The 19,244-nt window shown below is 32.1% G+C and carries 14 protein-coding genes; 9 read left to right on the top strand and 5 right to left on the bottom strand.

Features of this window, described 5'->3' with window-relative positions; all coding sequences use genetic code 11:
• The first annotated feature begins 14 nt into the window (after positions 1-14).
• Together B3578_RS04140 and B3578_RS04135 are read left to right on the top strand one after the other, a co-directional pair.
• Positions 15-1,613: a SusD/RagB family nutrient-binding outer membrane lipoprotein gene (locus B3578_RS04140; protein WP_286494709.1), complete on the top strand. Its 1,599-nt coding sequence runs from the start codon at positions 15-17 to the stop codon at positions 1,611-1,613.
• 97 nt (positions 1,614-1,710) lie between these two features.
• Complete coding sequence (locus B3578_RS04135) at positions 1,711-3,096, top strand: T9SS type B sorting domain-containing protein (protein WP_291047106.1); 1,386 nt, start codon at positions 1,711-1,713, stop codon at positions 3,094-3,096.
• Positions 3,097-3,139: 43 nt separating this feature from the next.
• Here the strand turns inward: B3578_RS04135 and guaB are convergent, their stop codons facing one another.
• Positions 3,140-4,600 carry an IMP dehydrogenase gene (gene guaB / locus B3578_RS04130; RefSeq protein WP_291047161.1) on the bottom strand — a complete coding sequence of 487 codons (1,461 nt, stop codon included), beginning with the start codon at positions 4,598-4,600 and terminating at the stop codon, positions 3,140-3,142.
• Positions 4,601-4,851: 251 nt separating this feature from the next.
• Here guaB and B3578_RS04125 point away from each other — a divergent pair, with 251 nt between their 5' ends.
• The 3 genes from B3578_RS04125 to B3578_RS04115 all read left to right on the top strand — a co-directional run bounded on the left by B3578_RS04125 (position 4,852) and on the right by B3578_RS04115 (position 10,007).
• Positions 4,852-8,436, top strand: a complete 3,585-nt coding sequence (locus tag B3578_RS04125; RefSeq protein ID WP_291047105.1) for a DUF2723 domain-containing protein — start codon at positions 4,852-4,854, stop codon at positions 8,434-8,436.
• Between the two features lie 190 nt (positions 8,437-8,626).
• A complete protein-coding gene (locus tag B3578_RS04120; protein ID WP_291047104.1) occupies positions 8,627-9,142 on the top strand; it encodes a hypothetical protein in 516 nt (171 codons plus the stop codon).
• A gap of 202 nt (positions 9,143-9,344) precedes the next feature.
• A complete protein-coding gene (locus B3578_RS04115; protein WP_291047103.1) occupies positions 9,345-10,007 on the top strand; it encodes a porin family protein in 663 nt (220 codons plus the stop codon).
• A gap of 76 nt (positions 10,008-10,083) precedes the next feature.
• On the opposite strand, the gene B3578_RS04110 is transcribed toward B3578_RS04115, so the two are convergent.
• From B3578_RS04110 to B3578_RS04100, 3 genes are read right to left on the bottom strand one after another with little or no spacing between them, the layout of a single operon-like run.
• On the bottom strand, positions 10,084-11,295 hold the full coding sequence (locus tag B3578_RS04110; protein ID WP_291047102.1) for an FtsX-like permease family protein: 1,212 nt from the start codon (positions 11,293-11,295) through the stop codon (positions 10,084-10,086).
• Positions 11,279-11,920, bottom strand: coding sequence for an ATP-binding cassette domain-containing protein (locus tag B3578_RS04105; protein ID WP_291047101.1), 642 nt, complete (start codon positions 11,918-11,920; stop codon positions 11,279-11,281). Before B3578_RS04105 ends, B3578_RS04110 begins: the two co-directional genes overlap by 17 nt.
• Positions 11,910-13,529, bottom strand: a complete 1,620-nt coding sequence (locus B3578_RS04100; RefSeq protein ID WP_291047100.1) for a DUF4836 family protein — start codon at positions 13,527-13,529, stop codon at positions 11,910-11,912. The genes B3578_RS04105 and B3578_RS04100 overlap by 11 nt, the downstream gene beginning before the upstream one ends.
• A gap of 213 nt (positions 13,530-13,742) precedes the next feature.
• Here B3578_RS04100 and ileS point away from each other — a divergent pair, with 213 nt between their 5' ends.
• From ileS to B3578_RS04080, 4 genes are all read left to right on the top strand, one after another.
• Positions 13,743-17,150 (top strand): isoleucine--tRNA ligase, encoded by a 3,408-nt coding sequence (gene ileS, locus B3578_RS04095; RefSeq protein WP_291047099.1) that lies wholly within the window; start codon positions 13,743-13,745, stop codon positions 17,148-17,150.
• A 4-nt stretch (positions 17,151-17,154) separates the two neighbouring features.
• Positions 17,155-17,541, top strand: a complete 387-nt coding sequence (locus tag B3578_RS04090; protein ID WP_038331914.1) for a TraR/DksA family transcriptional regulator — start codon at positions 17,155-17,157, stop codon at positions 17,539-17,541.
• A 9-nt stretch (positions 17,542-17,550) separates the two neighbouring features.
• Positions 17,551-18,195: a lipoprotein signal peptidase gene (locus tag B3578_RS04085; protein ID WP_125348672.1), complete on the top strand. Its 645-nt coding sequence runs from the start codon at positions 17,551-17,553 to the stop codon at positions 18,193-18,195.
• A gap of 69 nt (positions 18,196-18,264) precedes the next feature.
• Positions 18,265-18,501 (top strand): hypothetical protein, encoded by a 237-nt coding sequence (locus tag B3578_RS04080; protein ID WP_219033648.1) that lies wholly within the window; start codon positions 18,265-18,267, stop codon positions 18,499-18,501.
• A 112-nt stretch (positions 18,502-18,613) separates the two neighbouring features.
• Here B3578_RS04080 and B3578_RS04075 read toward each other — a convergent pair whose 3' ends face one another.
• The gene (locus B3578_RS04075) at positions 18,614-19,105 is read right to left on the bottom strand and encodes a hypothetical protein (RefSeq protein ID WP_286494701.1); all 492 of its coding nucleotides are present in this window, start codon (positions 19,103-19,105) and stop codon (positions 18,614-18,616) included.
• Between the last annotated feature and the right edge of the window lie 139 nt (positions 19,106-19,244).

Below are 19,244 nucleotides of genomic sequence, written 5' to 3'. Positions count from 1 at the left end.
TTAGAAAAAGAGTTATGAAAAAGAATATCGGAAAATATTTATTAATGGCTACTTTATTAGGTTCTACTGCAATGTTCACTTCTTGTGATAATGGATTAGCAGAGCTTAATGAAAATCCGAATAGCCCTGAAATTGTACCTACATATACTATTTTTAATGGAGCTACAAGATATTTAATGTCAACAGCAAGAGATGGTTGGTGGTCTGCACGTATGTCAATGCCTTGGATGCAGTATACAGCACAAATTAACTATACTGAAGAAGATAAGTATCAATATCGTGATACTCAAACTTCAGGAGGTTGGAATGCTTTATATAGATCAGCATCTAACTTTAAAGATATTATTGATAAATGTACAAATCCAGAGACTGCAGCTCAAATGGGACAGTATGGTGATTTAGATAATCAAATTGCTATCTCAAGAATAATGTTAGCATATACATTTGATCAATTAGTGTCAAGTTTTGGTGATGTACCATATTGGTCTCACGGGAATAAAAATGCAGATTTCCAAGCTTTACAAATTGATGATTACGCTGCACCTAAATATGTTTCTCAACAAGTTATTTATGAAGATTTGTTAAAAGAATTAAAAGAGGCATCAGAGCAATTGGATGTGAATGCGTCTGGTTTTTCTAGTGGGGATAATATCTATGGAGGAGATGTTGCTAAATGGAAAAAATTTGCAAACTCTTTGCGTTTAAGAATTGCTAACCGTGTAAAAGCTAAATTGCCTTCAGCAAACGCTCATATCACAGATGCAATTGCAAAAGGAGTATTTACATCGAATGATGATAATGCAGCTCAAAACTTTGGTAGTTCTGCTGCAGAAGGATCTCCATTTTGGGCAACTTTCTTTACAGGAAGTATGCGTACAGATTTTGCGACGAATAAACAGTTTATTAACTTGTTAAAAGGTCAATCAACAAAAAACTTTGGAGTGGATCCTCGTTTACAAGTTTATGCAGCACCTATTGGTCTTAAAAAGTCTCAAGTATATCCAGCATCATATTCTGATACTGATGATCTAACAAAATATCAAGGTATGCCTTATGGTCTTCCAGATACAATGTTATCACTAAATAATGAAACAGCTAAACTTTCATTTACTTCTAAGTATGTAATGACGCCTACTTTTGCTGAAGTATTAATGGAATATGCTGAAGTAGAGTTTATCTTATCAGAAATTAATGGATGGGATGCAACTCATTATAAAGCAGGTGTACAAGCCTCTATGGATAAATGGGGTGTTGATGCAACTAAAGCTACAGCTTATGTAAATGCATTACCAGCTGCAAATCAAGAAAACGTTATTACGCAGAAATATATTGCATTATACATGCAAGGAGCTGAAGCTTGGAATGAATACCGTAGAACAGGTTATCCAAATGGAGGAATTTTATTATTACCAGGTCAAACAGCAAAAGATAATAATGGAGCTACTTATACATTTACTCCATTAATGTCAGGTAATGTTGTTGCTAAAGACTTGCCAGCACGTGTACGTTATCCAATTACACAACCATCGTTAAATGGAGCGAATTATAAAGATGCTTCATCTAAATTAAGCAATGGTGATGAAATTGATTCTAAATTATTTTTTGCTAAATAATAGTATCACATTTTTCTTAATACTTTACAGCTACTTCTACTGAAGTAGCTGTTTTTTTATGAAAAAAAAATCGTAATTTCACTAGAAGATAATGTTTATGAAAGGTATAAGGTTTGTTTTTTTTATAAGTTGTTTTAATATACTATGTACTGTTTTAGGTCAATCGACTATAAGAAAGGTAGAAATTAATAAATGTTTAGGTTATAATTTTAATAATGATTTAATCATAGAAACACCTACAGATCTAGATGAAATTCAAGCGGAATTTTATAGACAAAACCCAACTTTAGATCCTATAAAATATACACACAACGGGCGTGTTTATAAAAATTCTAATTTTACAATAGAATATCCTAGAGTGAAAAGGATTTTTACAATAGATGATGGAGATAAAGAAAGGAAGATATTTTATTTTAAATTTATAGAGAATACGTTACATAATCCGATAGAAACTTTTCCAGTTCAAGTCATTTACAATAGGAATAGAACCCCACCTGGATTAAACGGCGAATCTATTTTTGGTTGTATAGAAGCAAATTATGAAAAGTATGATTTAACCAAAATTTCTTTAATTGAAGCATTTATAAATGTACCTACAGATGAACGAATTTTAGTATTTAGTCTTTATAAAACTCAACTGGATATGACTTTGGATAAGAATCTAATCCAAGAATCTGATTGGAGAAATTATCTGATTCATCCAACAGAGGAGCATAAAGTTTATTTGAAAATATCGTTTAAAGATTTTTCAAAGCAATGTGTATCGTATTCTGTAATAGAGCTAAAATTAAAAGATTATTCCACTCAAATGGATAAAACTGAATTTGAGTTTTGTGGAACTCCTTTTGTGGTTAATGGTCCAGATAATCAATCTAATTACGAATGGTATTTTAATGGAGATTTAAAATCAACTAAAAAAGAAGTGAAAGTTGATGCCTTGGGAGAGTGGATTGTCTATTTTGATAATGATTTGGGTTGTAAATCAAGTCTCAAAATTAATGTGATTCCGGAGAAAGAAAGATCGCGTATAGAAAAAGTAACTGCAACTTCTAATAGTATTACGATAATTCCTTTTCCAAATGCTAATATTGATAGTTATTCTTTAGATGGCATTACTTTTCAGAATAGTGGTACATTTTTCAATCAAACAGCAGATTTAATTAGTATTTGGTATAAAACTAAATTAGGTTGTGTTTTTGGACCTATACCTTTTGATATTGCAAACGGCTTCAATTTTTTATCACCAAATGGTGATGGAATTAATGACACTTGGAGTTTGAGAAATAAAGATTTTTATAAAAATGCTAAAATTCAGATTTTTGATAGATATGGTAAAATAGTTGCGAATGGAATCGTAAATGATATTTTGCCTTGGAACGGTAAACATAATAATTTTGTATTGCCAACAGGGACTTATTGGTTTATAATAAAAGATGATAAAGAGACACTTAAAACAGGATATATCGTTTTAAAAACAAAATAGCAAGCCAATTAGCTTGCTATTTTGTTTAATATATTGATAATTCTTAATTCGAATAATTAGGAGCTTCTTTTGTAATCACAACATCATGCGGATGAGATTCATTTAAACCTGCACCTGTGATACGAACAAATTTTCCGTTTTCAATTAAATCTTGAATAGTTGGAGTTCCACAGTATCCCATTCCAGCTCGCAAACCACCACATAGTTGGTAAACAACTTCTGCAATAGAACCTTTGTGAGGAACACGACCTTCAATACCTTCTGGAACTAATTTCTTCGCATCGGCTTGGAAATAACGATCTTTAGAACCACGTTTCATTGCAGCTAAAGAACCCATTCCTTGGTAGGCTTTGAATTTACGTCCTTGGAAAATAATTTCTTCTCCTGGTGCTTCATCCGTTCCTGCGAATAGACTTCCTAACATCACCACGTTTGCACCAGCAGCAACTGCTTTTACAATATCACCTGATAATTTGATTCCACCATCTCCAATAATTGATACATTTCTTGTTTTTGCATAAGAATGTACATCATGAATAGCAGAAAGTTGAGGTACTCCAACACCAGCTACAACACGAGTTGTACAAATAGAACCAGGTCCAACACCAACTTTTAAAGCATTTGCACCAGCATCTATTAATGCTTTTGCAGCTTCGGCAGTTACAATGTTTCCACCTACGATATCTAATCCAGGAAAAGCATTTCTTACTTCAGCGACTTTACTAATTACACCTGCAGAATGTCCATGTGCAGAATCTAAAGCAACGATATCAACACCTTTATTAACCAAGGCTTGAACACGCTCTAACGTATCATTTCCAACACCAACTCCAGCTCCAACACGTAAACGACCTTTAGAGTCTTTACATGCATTTGGAAATTCTGTTAAATTGTCAATGTCTTTAATCGTAATTAACCCGATTAATTTATTGTTTTCGTCAACGATTGGTAATTTTTCGATGCGGTAACGAGAAAGAATTTCTTTCGCTTTTTTAAGATCAGTATCAATATCAGATGTAACGATATTTTCTTTTGTCATGACATCTTCGACCAATTGATCAAAGTTTTCTTGGTAACGAATATCACGGTTTGTTATAATACCAACCAATGTTCTATCATCTTCCACAACTGGTAATCCAGAGATTTTATATTTCTCCATTAAATGAACAGCATCTTGTAATGTGTGGTGACGCGATAATGTGATTGGGTCAGAAATCATACCGTTTTCTGAACGTTTTACCATATCAATTTCGTTCGATTGTTCTTCGATAGACATATTTTTATGCACGAAAGATAAACCTCCTTCACGCGCTAATGCAATTGCTAATCTTGCTTCGGATACAGTATCCATCGCAGCAGAAACTATCGGAATGTTAAGTGTGATATTGTCTGTGAATCTTGTTTGTAGAGATACTTGGTTCGGTAATATCTCTGAGTAGGCTGGCACTAATAACACATCGTCAAAAGTGAAGCCCGTTTGTAGAATTTTGTCTGTTAAAGGCATTGCTTTTTGCATTGCAAATTTAGATGAAAAAAGTTTAGAATCAAAACTATTTGATAAAATGTATCTTTATTTTGTAGGATTTGATGTTTTGTTAATATGTAAATGAATCGATTAGAAACTTTAAAATTAATTTTAAAATATTCGATAAATCTATATTGTTTAGATGAGATTCTAATCAGAATTTAATCATTTCAATCCTAAGCTATATCAATTTTTTATCTTATTTTCGCAAGATAGTTTATTAAAACAAAATGGATATAAATTTCAAAAAGTGGAACAACATCTTGGGTGTTGCGATGTTCTTGATAGCGACAATATTGTATTTGGCGTCGATGGAGCGTTACCTGAGTTTGTGGGATTGTGGTGAGTACATTGTATCATCAGCAAAATTGGGAATTACGCATGCACCAGGGGCAGCTTTGTTCCAAATAATGGGAGCAGTTTGGTCTGGTTTAGCTTTTGGTGACGGAAGCAAATACGCCATATTAATCAACAGTACATCTGCCTTGTATAGTGCAGGAACAATTATGTTTTTGTTTTGGACAATTACATATTTTGCTCGAAAAATGTTTGCAAAAACGCAAGAACCAATGAATGTTGATGCGATTGAACTAAATGCTTCTCAAAAAATTATAACATTAGGAAGTGGATTAGTTGGAGCTGCAATTTTTATGTTTAGCGACACATTCTGGTTTTCTGCGGTAGAAGGAGAAGTTTATGCAATGGCATCTTTCTTTACTGCGCTATTATTTTGGCTGATTACAAGATGGGATCAAGTAGCAGATACACCTAGAGGAAACAAATGGTTAGTAATTATTTCGTTGGTAATTGGTTTATCGATTGGTGTTCACTTAATGGCAATGCTAGCAATTCCAGCAGTTTGTTTTGTATATTATGCTCGAAAATATAGATTTACAATCAAAAGTTTCTTAATCACAAATGTAATTACGTTGATTATCTTAGCTTTTGTATTCAAAATAATTTTCCCAGTTGTGATGACATTCTTTGGAAGAACAGAGATTTATGTAGTAAATAATTTGGGAATGCCTTTTAATTCAGGAACAATTATCGCCACTATTATTTTAATTGCAGTTTTCTATTTTGCGATTAAATTAACTCAGAAATATGGTTCAGCATTATTGAATACAATTTCGTGGTGTGTGATTTTTATGTTGATTGGTTTCTCATGTTGGTTAGTTATTCCGATTCGTGCAAACGCAAATCCTCACATGAATTTGAATGATCCTGATACAGCTTTGGGTGTTTTAGATTATTTTAATCGTGAACAATATGGTTCTTGGCCTGTGATGTACGGACCAGTTTTTACGGCTCATATTGCAAGTGACGGAATCAAGCGTGATACTAACGGAGCACCAGAAAGTACAGTTCGTAGTTCTGAATATATTAAGGATAAACGTACAGGAAAATATTTGAAAGTTTCGGATCGTTTAGATTATACATATGAAGATAAATATGTGAAGTTTTTCCCTAAAATGTTCAGTCCAGACCCAGGTGTGATGGAGAATTATGCAGCAGTTTATGCTTTTCCAAAATTCTCTTTGAATGCACAATATGCAGGGGATAAAGAAGCGCAACAAATGTACGCGCAATTAGTAGAGAAACGTCAAAACAGACAATTAAAAGTTGCAGAACTTAAGAAATATGGTGAGATTTTAGATATCGAACCACCTACATTTGGTGAACAATTTAATTACTTTATTGATTACCAAATCAACTATATGTTTATCCGTTACTTTATGTGGAATTTCTCTGGTCGTCAAAATGATTTAGAAGGTAATTTCGAGATTACAAAAGGTAACTGGATTTCAGGAATTCCATTTATTGATAATCCACGTTTAGGTGATCAATCAAAATTACCAGATGAATATAGAAATGATGGAACGAATGTGTATTTCATGTTACCATTATTCTTAGGTTTAATCGGATTATTTACACAATTAAACAGAAACTTTGTCAACTGGTGGTCATTGTTGTCATTGTTTATTTTAACAAGTGTCGGAATCATCTTTTATACATCTGTAAAACCTTTCGAGCCTCGTGAACGTGATTATGCATTAGTAAGCTGTTTCTATGCATTTGCGATTTGGGCAGGATTGGGTGTGCAAGGAGTTTATTTATTACTTCAAAAATTGATGAAGAAAGAATTGAAACCGTCTTTAGCAATTGGAACGATTGTAATTTTAGCTGGTATTCCAATTTTAATGGGTGCTCAAAACTGGGACGATCACGATCGTTCAGAGCGTTCTGTAGCTTATTCTTTGGCGTACAATTATCTGAATCCGCTCGATAAAAACGCCATTCTTTTTGTCTATGGTGACAATGATACTTATCCGCTTTGGGGATTACAAGAAACCGAAAATTTCCGTGATGATGTAAAAATTGCGAATTTAACATTGGCAGCTTCTCCATGGAATTTAGAGCAATTATTACGCAGAACGTACAATGCAGCACCACTTCCAAGTGATTTGAAACCGAAAGATTATCAATCTGGAACTAACGATCAAATTATTGTTGTTGGAGGTTCAATTAAAAATATTTTTGATCAAATAAATGGTTTCATTAAACCAGGGTCTAATCAAACATTAGAAACGTTAAGTCAAATGCCAATCGAGCAAGTTGGTCAATATTTATCTGATCCTGAAATTGATCCAAACCAAGTGATGTCAGTTTATAAAAGTTTAAAACCATTGCAAAAATATATCACAACAGATAGTATGACTGCTAAAGAAGCAATGGATTTTATTTTAGATAATAAATCACCAGAGAAACAAGCTTTAGCAGATTATTTTGGTTATCCAATTGGTGGAGCAAATTATTTACCTGTTTCTAAAATTGTTGTTCCTGTAAATAAAGCAAACGCGCTAAAATATGGAATTGTAAGTGCAAAAGATGCCGATAAAATGGTTGATTCAATCACAATTAATATCAAAGCGTCAAGTTTGTTCAAAAACAATTTATTGTTGTTGTCAATGATGGCGAAATACAATTGGGATCGTCCTATTTACTTTAGTGGTGGAGGAATTTCTGATCCAGAAAATACATTCTACATGAATGATTATTTATTGAATGCAGGGATGAGTTATAAATTAGTTCCAATTTATACCCCTTTTGGTAAAGGAGGAATTATTGGAGCTTCTGATAATGATATGTTGTTAAGAACATTCAATTCTTACAAATGGTCTGGATACAATAATCCTGATGCGTCATTTAGTTTGACAGAGCGTAACTATACATCTTCTTATAGAAATACTGCAGTTCGTTTGGCGGATGATTTATTGAATGCTGGACGCAAAAAAGAAGCGATTGCAGTTTTAGACAAAGTGATGTTAGAAATTCCTGCTTTAGCGAAATACGACATTGGTTATGGAGTAAGTAGAATTGCCGGAATTTATTTGAAAGCTGGAGAGGATAAAAAAGCGCAAGAATTGTTTGCACATGTTCGTAAAGAAGCAAATGCGAAAATAGCTTTCTTTGAGTCGTTGCCTTCAGGGAAAGGATATTCAATTGGTTCAGATTTAGCCGCGGCTAAAAATGATTTGATGATGTCAATCTACAACGAAGCTTCCGCTTTAGGTGAAAGAGGTGATAAAGAAAAAGCATTGAAAGTTTTTGAATCTGCTTATAATCCTGTATTGAAGAAATTCGAAACCTTATATAAAGAAGTTGTGGCAGATGGAAAAGTTGACGCAGCTGATCAAGCAAAAATCATGAATCAGTTTAATTATTTAGACGAAATGATTGGTGTAGCTGCAGAAATTGATACCAATTATGCGAAACAACAACAGAATATTTTATACAAAATGGTCGGACAATAAGTCAAATCAATAAACACAGAAAAGCTCCAAAAATTATTTTGGAGCTTTTTTTGTGAAATAAAGTTCTGAATATTAGGTTATTGTTAATTTTAGTATTTTTTATCATTATCTAGTTTTTAACTTTGGCACATAAATTGAAATTATGCAAATAAGTTTAACAAAATTGTAAATATTTTAAAACATTATAAAAATGAAAAAAGTATTATTAACAGCTGCTTTCGCAGTAGCAGGTATGGTAGGAGTTTCAGCGCAAACAACAGGTATAGAAGGAGGTGTTCATATTGGTATTCCAGTAGGTGATGCGGCAGATTATTCTTCTTTCAATCTTGGTGTTGATTTAGCTTACTTACATCCAGTAGCTTCTAATGTAAGATTAGGGGTTGCAACAGGATATGATCACTTTATTGCAGATAGTGATTATAAAGATTTATTAGGAGGAGAGGATTATGGATTTATTCCATTAGCGGCTTCTGCTAAATTTGATGTTGCTCAAAACTTTTTCTTAGGAGCAGATTTAGGTTATGCTTTTGCAACTGGTGACGACTGGAAAGGAGGATTATATTACCAACCAAAAGTAGGTTATTCAGGTGCTAATTTTGATGTCTATGCTGCTTACAAAGGTTTAGAATCTAAAAGAGAAACATATTTAGGTAATGTTGATGCTGCTTCAAGTGCAGTAGCAGTTGGTTTCGCTTATAAATTCTAAATAGAAAATAACGTATAATTTATAAAAGCTATATCGAAAGATGTAGCTTTTTTTTATTAATATGCTTTTAAGAATGTTAAAATTAAATGATTAATATATTTAAAATGAGTTAATTAATATTTGTAGTACTACTTTTTAACATTATTTGGCACAAGACTTGAAATTATGCATACATCATAATTAGAACTATAAAATTTAAAAGATGAAAAAAATATTTTTTATTGCTGCTGCAATGTTAGGAGTTGTAAGTTTGAGCGCACAAGAAAAAACAACATCGTCACAATTTGGTATTAAATCAAGTGTAAATATGTCTTCTTTTAACGGAAAAGATGTAAATGATAATGATTATAAAGTAGGTTTTAGCGCAGGTCTTTATGGACATTTTCCACTTACAGAACAGTTTGCAGTTCAACCAGAGGTAAATTTTACAAGAATGGGAGGGAAGTACAAAGACGAAGTAATGGAAGTAGGAAATACAACTGTAAAAAGTAAAAACAAAACGACTTTAGATTATATTCAAGTTCCAATCATGTTCAAATACTATCCTGCTGCATCTCGTTTTAATATAGAGGCTGGACCTCAATTTGGATTTAATCTGTATGCGAGCAACAAACAATCTACAAGTACATATGCGAATAATACCGTTTACACAACAGAACAAAAGTTTGATGTAAAAGATGATGTAAAAAACTTTGACTTTGGTGTTAACTTCGGTTTGGGATATAATGTAACAGACAATATCAATGTTGGAGCGAGATATTATATGGGATTAACTAAAATAGGAGATAATAAAAACAATAACAATGTAGAAGTTGGAGATGTAAAAAATCATTCGTTTTCTGTAGGAGTTGGATATTCGTTCTAATCGAGAATATTAAGCATAAACAAAAGGATTCTGAAAATTTTCAGAATCCTTTTTTGTGTTTTTATAAAATTTAGTATTAATCTTTCAAAGCAATTTTTTTGATGGATTGTGTCAAAATTATTTTATTAATGATGAATAAAATGATCACGACGATTAATCCAAAACTGAACACTTCCCAAATGTGAGAAGTTTCTGTTGCCATAAATTTTCCGACTTTTTCTTTGATGATATTCAAGACGCAATAAACCAATGGAATCGAAATAATATAACTGATTAACATAAAAATCATCGAAAATTTAAGATACGGACGAGCCAATTGATTGATGTTGTAACCTATCAAAAATAAATCTTTCGTTTTTTGTTTATTCTTTTCAATCATCAATTGAAAATTGATAATCATCAACCAAATAGCTGCAAAAACAATGATTAAACCAATAAATAAAACCAACGAAAAAGCTAATTTTAGATAATATGTCAATTCATTATTTTTCAATTCATCTTTGTTGATATCATAATTTTGTTGCTCAAAATAAGTCGAAGCATTTTCATCTCCTCGAGATTTTGTTTCAACAACAATTCGTGAAGGTTCTGTATTTTTTTGAGGCGCATACGTTTGATTTGCCCACTCCAAAAAGTTTTCGGGAACTAAAATGGTATTAATTTTAGTCGTAAAATCGACAATTCTTGCTTGATATACTTTCTGATTTTCTCCTTTTCCTAAAATCAATTGAAAAGGAATTTTAGTAAATAATCCTTCCGAAACTTGTGGTAAACCTTGACTTGTTGCAAAACCAAAATTGTATAAATTCAAATAACTTTTCGGAATAATAATCGGAATAAAATCTTGTCCTTCTTTCCATTTCCAATCAGATTCTTTTACATCAATAAAGTCTTCTGGAACAGATTCAAAAAATAAATCAGTCGAAAAACCACGAATTCCAGCAACTCCACCAACTTGTAATTTCACAGGAAATTGACTGCTTTTGAATGTTCCGACTTTTGCTACAAAATTTTGCGATTTCAAATCGTTAATTTCATTTTCACTAAAACTTGGTTTTTCTCCAGTCAACGTTTGTAAAGACGATATTTTTTTGTTTAAGACCACATAATTTGCTTTCCAAACTGAACTATCTTCTCCAAAATTTTTGGCATAATCCAAATAAATTGTTCCAGCCAAAATCAAGATGAAAAATCCGATAATAGAGAAAAAACAAAAGGTTGTAATTCGCAAGAAACTTAGGTTTTTACGAACCAATTTTTCAATTAAATTTTTAGAGTTGAATGACATTTGAAAGGCGTTTATCGTGAATTTCGTGTAAGCTTGTAAAGATGATTCCAGCGTTATTTTTTGCAGCTTCTTTGGTAACTAAATCAGTCAAAAGTTGTTGATTCACTTCATCTAAATGACTAAAAGGTTCGTCCAAAAGTAGAAAATCAAATGGTTGACAAAGTGCGCGAATCACAGCAATTCGTTGACGTTGACCATAAGAAAGATGAATCGCTTTTTGATGTAAATGACTTTTTAAACCAACTTTTTCAATCCATTCAATAATTTGATTTTCGGATTGATGATGTGTTAATACATTTTTTAATTGGATATTTTCCATCAAAGTTAATTCTTCAAACAAATGCAAACCTTGAAAAACATACGCAATTTTTTCGCGTCTAATTTTTGTCCAATCATTCAAAGAATAATTCTTAATATTTTGTCCATCAAACAAAACTTCTCCGTCATAATCTTTTCTATCACCGTACAAAATATTAATCAACGTCGATTTTCCAACACCAGAATGTGCAACGATTTGATAAATATTTCCGCTTGAAAAAGTGTATGTATTTTTCCAAATTTCAGATTGTTCGAACCCAAATTCTTTCAAAGGATGCGGAACAAGTTGACTGATTTTAATTTCCATTTTGTTGTGCAGCTTGATTGAAAAATAGTGAATAAGCTTGGTCCAAAAGTAAGAAAATCACTTCCAAACTATTTTTATCCGTCTTTTTCATATGTATTTTTCCTGTTTTTGTGTATTCATTCGAAACGCGGTAATCGATGTGATCAAAATAAGATAAAACCGTTTGCATTTCTTTCGTGTTTCCGAACGGAATTTGTTGATAAATATATTTTTGAACTTCTTTTGGATATTGATCAAAATTTAGATTCACGTAACCAAACATTGGATTTGAAGCGTTTGTAGCGTATCCTGTTGTGACAAAATTTGAAGAACTTACCATTTTGTTCAAATATTGATTCATAATCGATTGATTATTTGTGATGTACATCAAATTGTTTTTGTATGTCATATAAATCTTCATATTTGTCGAAATTGGTAACATGTAATAAGGTCCAATTTTCTGAATATTTTCTTGATGAGATTTAATAAATTCGTTGAAGAAAAGATCGTTTTTCATTTTTCCTCCCAAAACAAATTGAGGATAAACAACTTGCTTGATAAAAGCTTCTTTCTTCCCAAAAAAGTCATTTGGATTAAATGCTTTTCCGATCTCAAAATCATATACACTAAACAAAGCTTCGCCTTCAAAACTTTGTTCTAATTTGTTCAAATCAATTTCATATTGTTCTAAAAAAGTAGTCAAGAAATTCTGATTTTCGAACACATAACGCGTGTTGGCAGGATAAATTCCAAGTCCAATGTTCATGTAACTTTGCGCAGGAAAATACTTGAAAAAATCAGTATTGATTTTTGATTTCCACATCGGATGTTTTTGTAATTTAACTTTTGTAATCGCATCTGGATGAAATTTCTGTGTAAAACTAATTCCGTCCGAAGTAAATGAAATAAAATTGACCCAAGAACTTTTTGTGAAATCAAGGTTTTTCTTTTCAGAACTTTCATGTTTCGAGAAGTTTTTCAAGAAATTTCCAGTGTACCAAATGTTGATATCCTGCGAGTTTTTAACAAAATCTCCAAAGCTGTTATTTTCTTTCGCAAGTGAATGTTTGTCGTTGATAATTTTCGCGAAATAATCTTGAATCGCTTTTTCTCCAACACCAAATTCAGAAACAATCAATAAAAATTGAGATTTGTTCCAAGCCATAAACGGTTTATTGAATCCAGAAATTGTTGTAAAACCATCTTTCTTTTCAAACGAAATATCTTTTTTGTATAAACCTTTGTAAATGGTTGATAAATGTTTTTCAAATTGATCTTTGTCACGCATATTTGTAATCAACGCAACCATATTTTTTTCATTAATTTTTTGTCCAAAAATGTAAATAGGGCTGATAATATCTATGCCTGCTGAAGTCGGATTGTTTTTGATATCATTTAATAATTGATCAAAAGTTGGATCTTGATTTTTAAGTTCGCCTTCGGCTAATTGATAAATTTTATATTGTTCTAATTTCTGAAAATTACCTTTTTCTGCAATTGATTTTGGATTTATCAACGCAACAAAATCTACATCTGTAGGAATCAAAACCGTATAATCTTCGTTTTTGGAACAACTTGCAAAAAGCAAAATTAGAAATAGAATTGAGTAATATTTGAAGCCTTTTTTCATCGAAAAAATATCTTTAAAAATTGTTGTTAATTATTTGTTTAATCCTGAATTAAATCTGAAATCATCTGATTTTTATTCAAGAATTGTTAAATCTATAATATTGGTATAAATTTAAGCAATTATTAATATGATTTTCGTTTCTATAACAATAAAAATATGTAAAAATTTCTTATATTCGCACTCCTTGATTTAGAAGAAATAAGAAAGAATTCGATGGCAAAAAAGTTTAGAGAATATAAGCACTTAGACTTGGTACAAGTCTCAAAAGAAACGTTAGAAGAATGGAAACAAAATAATGTTTTCGAAAAAAGTATTTCTACGCGTGATGGAAATCCATCTTTTGTGTTCTATGAAGGTCCTCCTTCTGCAAACGGAAAGCCAGGGATTCACCACGTTTTAGCACGTTCTATCAAAGATATATTTTGTCGTTACCAAACCTTGAAAGGAAAACAAGTTTTTCGTAAAGCGGGTTGGGATACGCATGGTTTACCAGTAGAATTGGGAACTGAGAAAGAATTAGGAATTACCAAAGAAGATATTGGAACTAAAATTTCAATTGAAGAATATAACGAAGCGTGTAAACGTACAGTAATGCGTTACACAGATTTGTGGAATGATTTGACTGAAAAAATGGGTTATTGGGTGGATATGGAAGATCCATATATCACGTATAAACCAAAATATATGGAGTCTGTTTGGTGGTTGTTGAAGCAAATTTATAACAAAGATTTGTTGTACAAAGGTTATACAATTCAACCATATTCTCCTAAAGCTGGTACAGGTTTATCTTCACACGAGTTAAATCAACCAGGAACTTATCAAGATGTTACAGATACAACGATTGTTGCTCAATTTAAAGTAAACAAAGATTCTACAGATTTATTCAATGATTTTGATGGAGATGTGTATTTCTTAGCTTGGACAACAACACCTTGGACGTTGCCATCAAATACAGCGTTAACAGTTGGTCCAGATATCGATTATGTTGTAGTTGAAACATTCAATCAATATACATTCGAGCCAATTCGCGTAATTTTAGGAAAACCATTGGTTGCTAAACAATTCGGTAAACCATATTTCTTAGCAGAAACAGAAGAAGATTTTAAAGTTTATGCGGCAGGAAATAAGACAATTCCTTATAGAATTGTAGGAGAATACAAAGGTGCTGATTTTGTTGGAACTCGTTATGAGCAACTATTACCTTGGGCGTTGCCTTACGAAAATGCAGAGAATGCTTTCCAAGTAATTCCTGGAGATTTCGTAACAACAGAAGATGGTACAGGTATCGTACATACTGCGCCTACTTTTGGTGCGGATGATGCGCGTGTTGCAAAAGAAGCTGGTGTTCCACCAATGTTGGTATTAGATACGCATGGAAATGCTGTTCCTTTAGTAGATTTACAAGGTCGTTTTGTGGCTGATTTACCAGAAGGTTATGGAGGTAAATATGTAAAAAATGAATATTACGATGATGGAACTGCTCCTGAAAAATCGGTTGATGTAGAAATCGCGATTTTATTAAAAGAGCAAAACAAGGCCTTCAAAGTAGAGAAATATAAACACAGTTACCCACATTGTTGGAGAACAGACAAACCTATTTTATATTATCCATTAGATTCTTGGTTCATCAAAGTGACGGATGTAAAAGATCGTATGGTTGAATTGAACAAAGAAATCAATTGGAAACCTAAAGCGACTGGAGAAGGACGTTTCGGAAACTGGTTAGAAAATGCGAATGATTGGAACTTATCTCGTTCTCGTTATTGGGGAATTCCATTGCCAATATGGAGAACTGAAGAAGGGGATGAAGTTACAGTAATTGGTTCCGTAGAAGAATTAGTTGCTGAAATTGAAAAATCAATTGCGGCAGGCGTAATGACTTCTAATCCTTTCCAAAATTTCGAAGTTGGAAATATGACAGAAGAAAACTATGATTTAATCGACTTACACAAAAATGTAGTAGATGAAATTACATTAGTTTCTGAATCAGGAAAACCAATGAAACGCGAAGCGGATTTGATTGACGTTTGGTTTGATTCTGGAGCAATGCCTTATGCGCAAGTTCACTATCCATTCGAAAATAAAGAATTGATTGATAATGGAACAATGTATCCAGCTGATTTTATTGCAGAAGGAGTCGATCAAACACGTGGTTGGTTCTATACATTGCATGCAATCGGAACATTAGTTTTTGATTCGAAAGCATATAAAAATGTAATGTCAAACGGATTGGTATTAGACAAAAATGGTCAAAAAATGTCAAAACGTTTGGGGAATGCTGTCGATCCATTCGATACATTGGCAACTTATGGTCCTGATGCAACACGTTGGTACATGATTGCAAATGCGCAACCTTGGGAAAACTTAAAATTTGATATTGCTGGAGTTGACGAAGTTCGTCGTAAATTCTTCGGAACATTATATAATACCTATTCATTCTTCGCATTATACGCGAATGTGGACGGATTTACATTTGAAGAAGAAGAAATTCCTGTAAATGAAAGAGCTGAATTAGATCAATGGATTATTTCTGAATTGAATACATTAACGAAAAAAGTTGATGCCTTTTTAACAGATTATGAACCAACAAAAGCGGCTCGTGCTATTCAAGAATTTGTGATAGATAATTTATCAAACTGGCACGTACGTTTATCAAGAAGACGTTTCTGGAGAGGTGATTATTCGAAAGATAAAATTGCAGCTTACCAAACATTGTACAAAGTTTTAGAAACGGTTTCAATTTTAGGTTCTCCAATTGCACCATTCTTCATGGATCGTTTGTACAAAGATTTGAATGCAGCTACAGGTAAAAATCCTGCAGAATCTGTGCATTTAGCAGATTTTCCACTTGTAGAGGAATCTTTAATTAAAGCAGAATTAGAAGAACAAACACATTTAGCACAAACGGCTACAAGTATGATTTTATCACTTCGTAAATTGAGTGATAACAAAGTACGTCAGCCATTACAAAAAGTAATGATTCCTGTATTGAATGATACGATGAAAGCTAATTTGGAAGCTGTATCAGAATTATTGAAACAAGAAGTTAACGTTAAAGAAATTCAACTTTTAACAAACGAAGAAGCATCAAATCTTTTAGTAAAATCTATTAAACCTAATTTCAAGACTTTAGGTCCAAAATATGGTAAAGAAATGAAAGCTATTTCGGCTGCTACAGCAGAATTGACGAATGAAGAAATTGTTAAATTAGAGCAATCAGGTAAAATAGATTTGTTAATTGACAACAAAACATTAACTTTAGATTTAGAAGATTTTGAAATCGCTACAAAAGACATCCCAGGATGGACTGTAGCTTCTAATTCTACATTGACAGTAGCACTTGATTTACAATTGACAGAAGAGTTAATTAATGAAGGTGTTGCACGTGAATTGGTAAATAGAATTCAGAATCTACGTAAAGAAACCGGACTAGAAGTAACCGACAAAATTATACTTAACTTAAAAAATGATGAATCAATCGTAAATGCAGTCGAGCAAAACAAAGATTACATTTGTTCTGAGACATTAGCCGAAGATCTTGTTTTACAAGACCTAGTTGCAAATGGGGCAGAGGTTGAAATTAATGGATTGATGACGCAAATTGCGATTACAAAACTGTAAGCGTATGGCAACAACAGATGAAAAAGTAAGGTACTCTGATGCAGAGTTGGAAGAATTTAGAGCAATAATTCAAGACAAATTAGATCAAGCGATAAAAGATTACGAATTATTGAAAGAAGCTTACACGAACGATAGTAACAATGGTACTGACGATACGTCTCCAACGTTCAAGGCGTTTGAAGAAGGTTCTGAAACCATGTCGAAAGAACAAAATGCACAATTAGCAGCACGACAAGATAAATTTATCCGTGATTTGAAAAATGCATTGTTACGTATTTCGAACAAAACATACGGTATTTGCCGTGTAACAGGAAAATTAATTAATAAAGATCGTTTGAAATTAGTTCCGCATGCAACATTAAGCATCGAAGCTAAAAATATGCAACGTTAATCAAGTATTTTGAAAAAAGTAGTACTCATTACCATTTTGGTTTTAATCATTGACCAAATTTCAAAATTTTACGTAAAAACACACTTTTTTTTAGGTGAAGACGTAGATGTTTTGGGTTGGTTTAAAATAGCATTTGTAGAAAATCCTGGAATGGCATATGGAATGCATTTCGGAGGAGAAACAGGAAAAATAGTTTTATCACTTTTACGAATAGCTTTAATCGGAATGATTATCTACTATATTAATGCATGGTCGAAAAAACTAAATAATAACTTCTTTATCATTCCGATTGCGCTTGTTTTGGCAGGTGCAATAGGGAATGTACTTGATGGAATTTTTTATGGAGTTATTTTCGATAAAGGAACTACTTACAATGAAGTGTTTCAGGATTGGGTAGGATATCAAGGTGTTGCACAAGCAAACTTTGCTGGTTATTCTGGTTGGTTTACAGGCTGTGTCGTAGATATGCTTTATTTCCCAATTGTGGAGTTCGATTGGCCTTCTTGGATTCCAATTATAGGCGGACAACATTATAAGTTCTTTCAGCCTGTATTTAATATCGCAGATTCGGCTATTTTTATTGGAGGACTTACTTTGTTCCTTTTCCGTAAAAAAGCCTTTACAACCGAAAATGGTGTAAGATTAAGATTTTAAAAAGATAATCCCTCAGTTCAAGCGCTGAGGGATTTTTTATTATATTTATTTGTACAAGAATTGATTTTGATGAATAGTTGGTTTAATCTTTTGACTGAAAGTTGTGACATGAATGATTTATCTAAATATGTTGCAATCTATCATGTCAAAAGCTGTTCTTATGACGAGAGTTTTATAAATAAAAGTATTTCTTTAGACGATATAATTTCAATCGTTAATAAAGGTTCTATTGATATTCAAAATGATATTTTAGAAATATTCGTAGCAATAAAGCAAAATAATACGAATGATTTAATCGTAATATAATCCTTTTGGTCTACAAAACAATCTTTAATATTAATGAAGAAATGAAAAATCAACTATTAATCAATTCAGAACAAGTTAAATGAAGGAAGTTTGTTATCGGAGTTTTTTATAGTTACAAAGAAGGCGGAGCGTAATATTCGTATTTATCATCTTTTGTAAAGATTAATTTAGAGTTAAGATCTTGTAACTGTATAATTTTTCCACTCTTTTTTATAATTTTAAACTTTACAACTTCATTCGTTTTCCGATTTTTCAGTTCTAGAATATTATTTTTTATTTCAACGTCATAATTATTAGCCTGCATTAATATTGTTCTAGAGATAATATCACCATTTTTAATGGATACTACTTTTGATTTATATTCAGTTTCTTCTGGGTAACTATTTATTCTCATAAAAGCTGAGTAATCATTGACTTGTAAAACTATTTCATAAGGGGATTCAGCAGGTAATAACGTGTCTTTTTCTAGTTTCCAAATAAAGTATTCGTTGTCAAAAGTTGGCTCGTATAATTTAGCTTTTGGAGGAGCTGGTAAAGGTGGAACTTTCTTTATTTTAGGTGGAGGTAAAGTTGTTTTCTTTTTTGTTGGGAGAAAGTGAAACATGAAAGTAAAAGAAATAATGGTAATACTAGTTTTGTAATTTTCATAAGAATTGATTTATATAAAATTACAAAAAATAATAAATAAAAAACTCCTTTCAATTTCTTGAAAGAAGTTCTGTTGTGGTCCCTACTGGATTCGA

Source organism: Empedobacter sp. UBA1574 (genome assembly GCF_002322895.1).
Lineage (GTDB): Bacteria > Bacteroidota > Bacteroidia > Flavobacteriales > Weeksellaceae > Empedobacter > Empedobacter falsenii_B.
The sequence above is the reverse complement of the archived record's forward strand: the minus strand, read 5'-3'. Positions and strand labels throughout refer to the sequence as shown.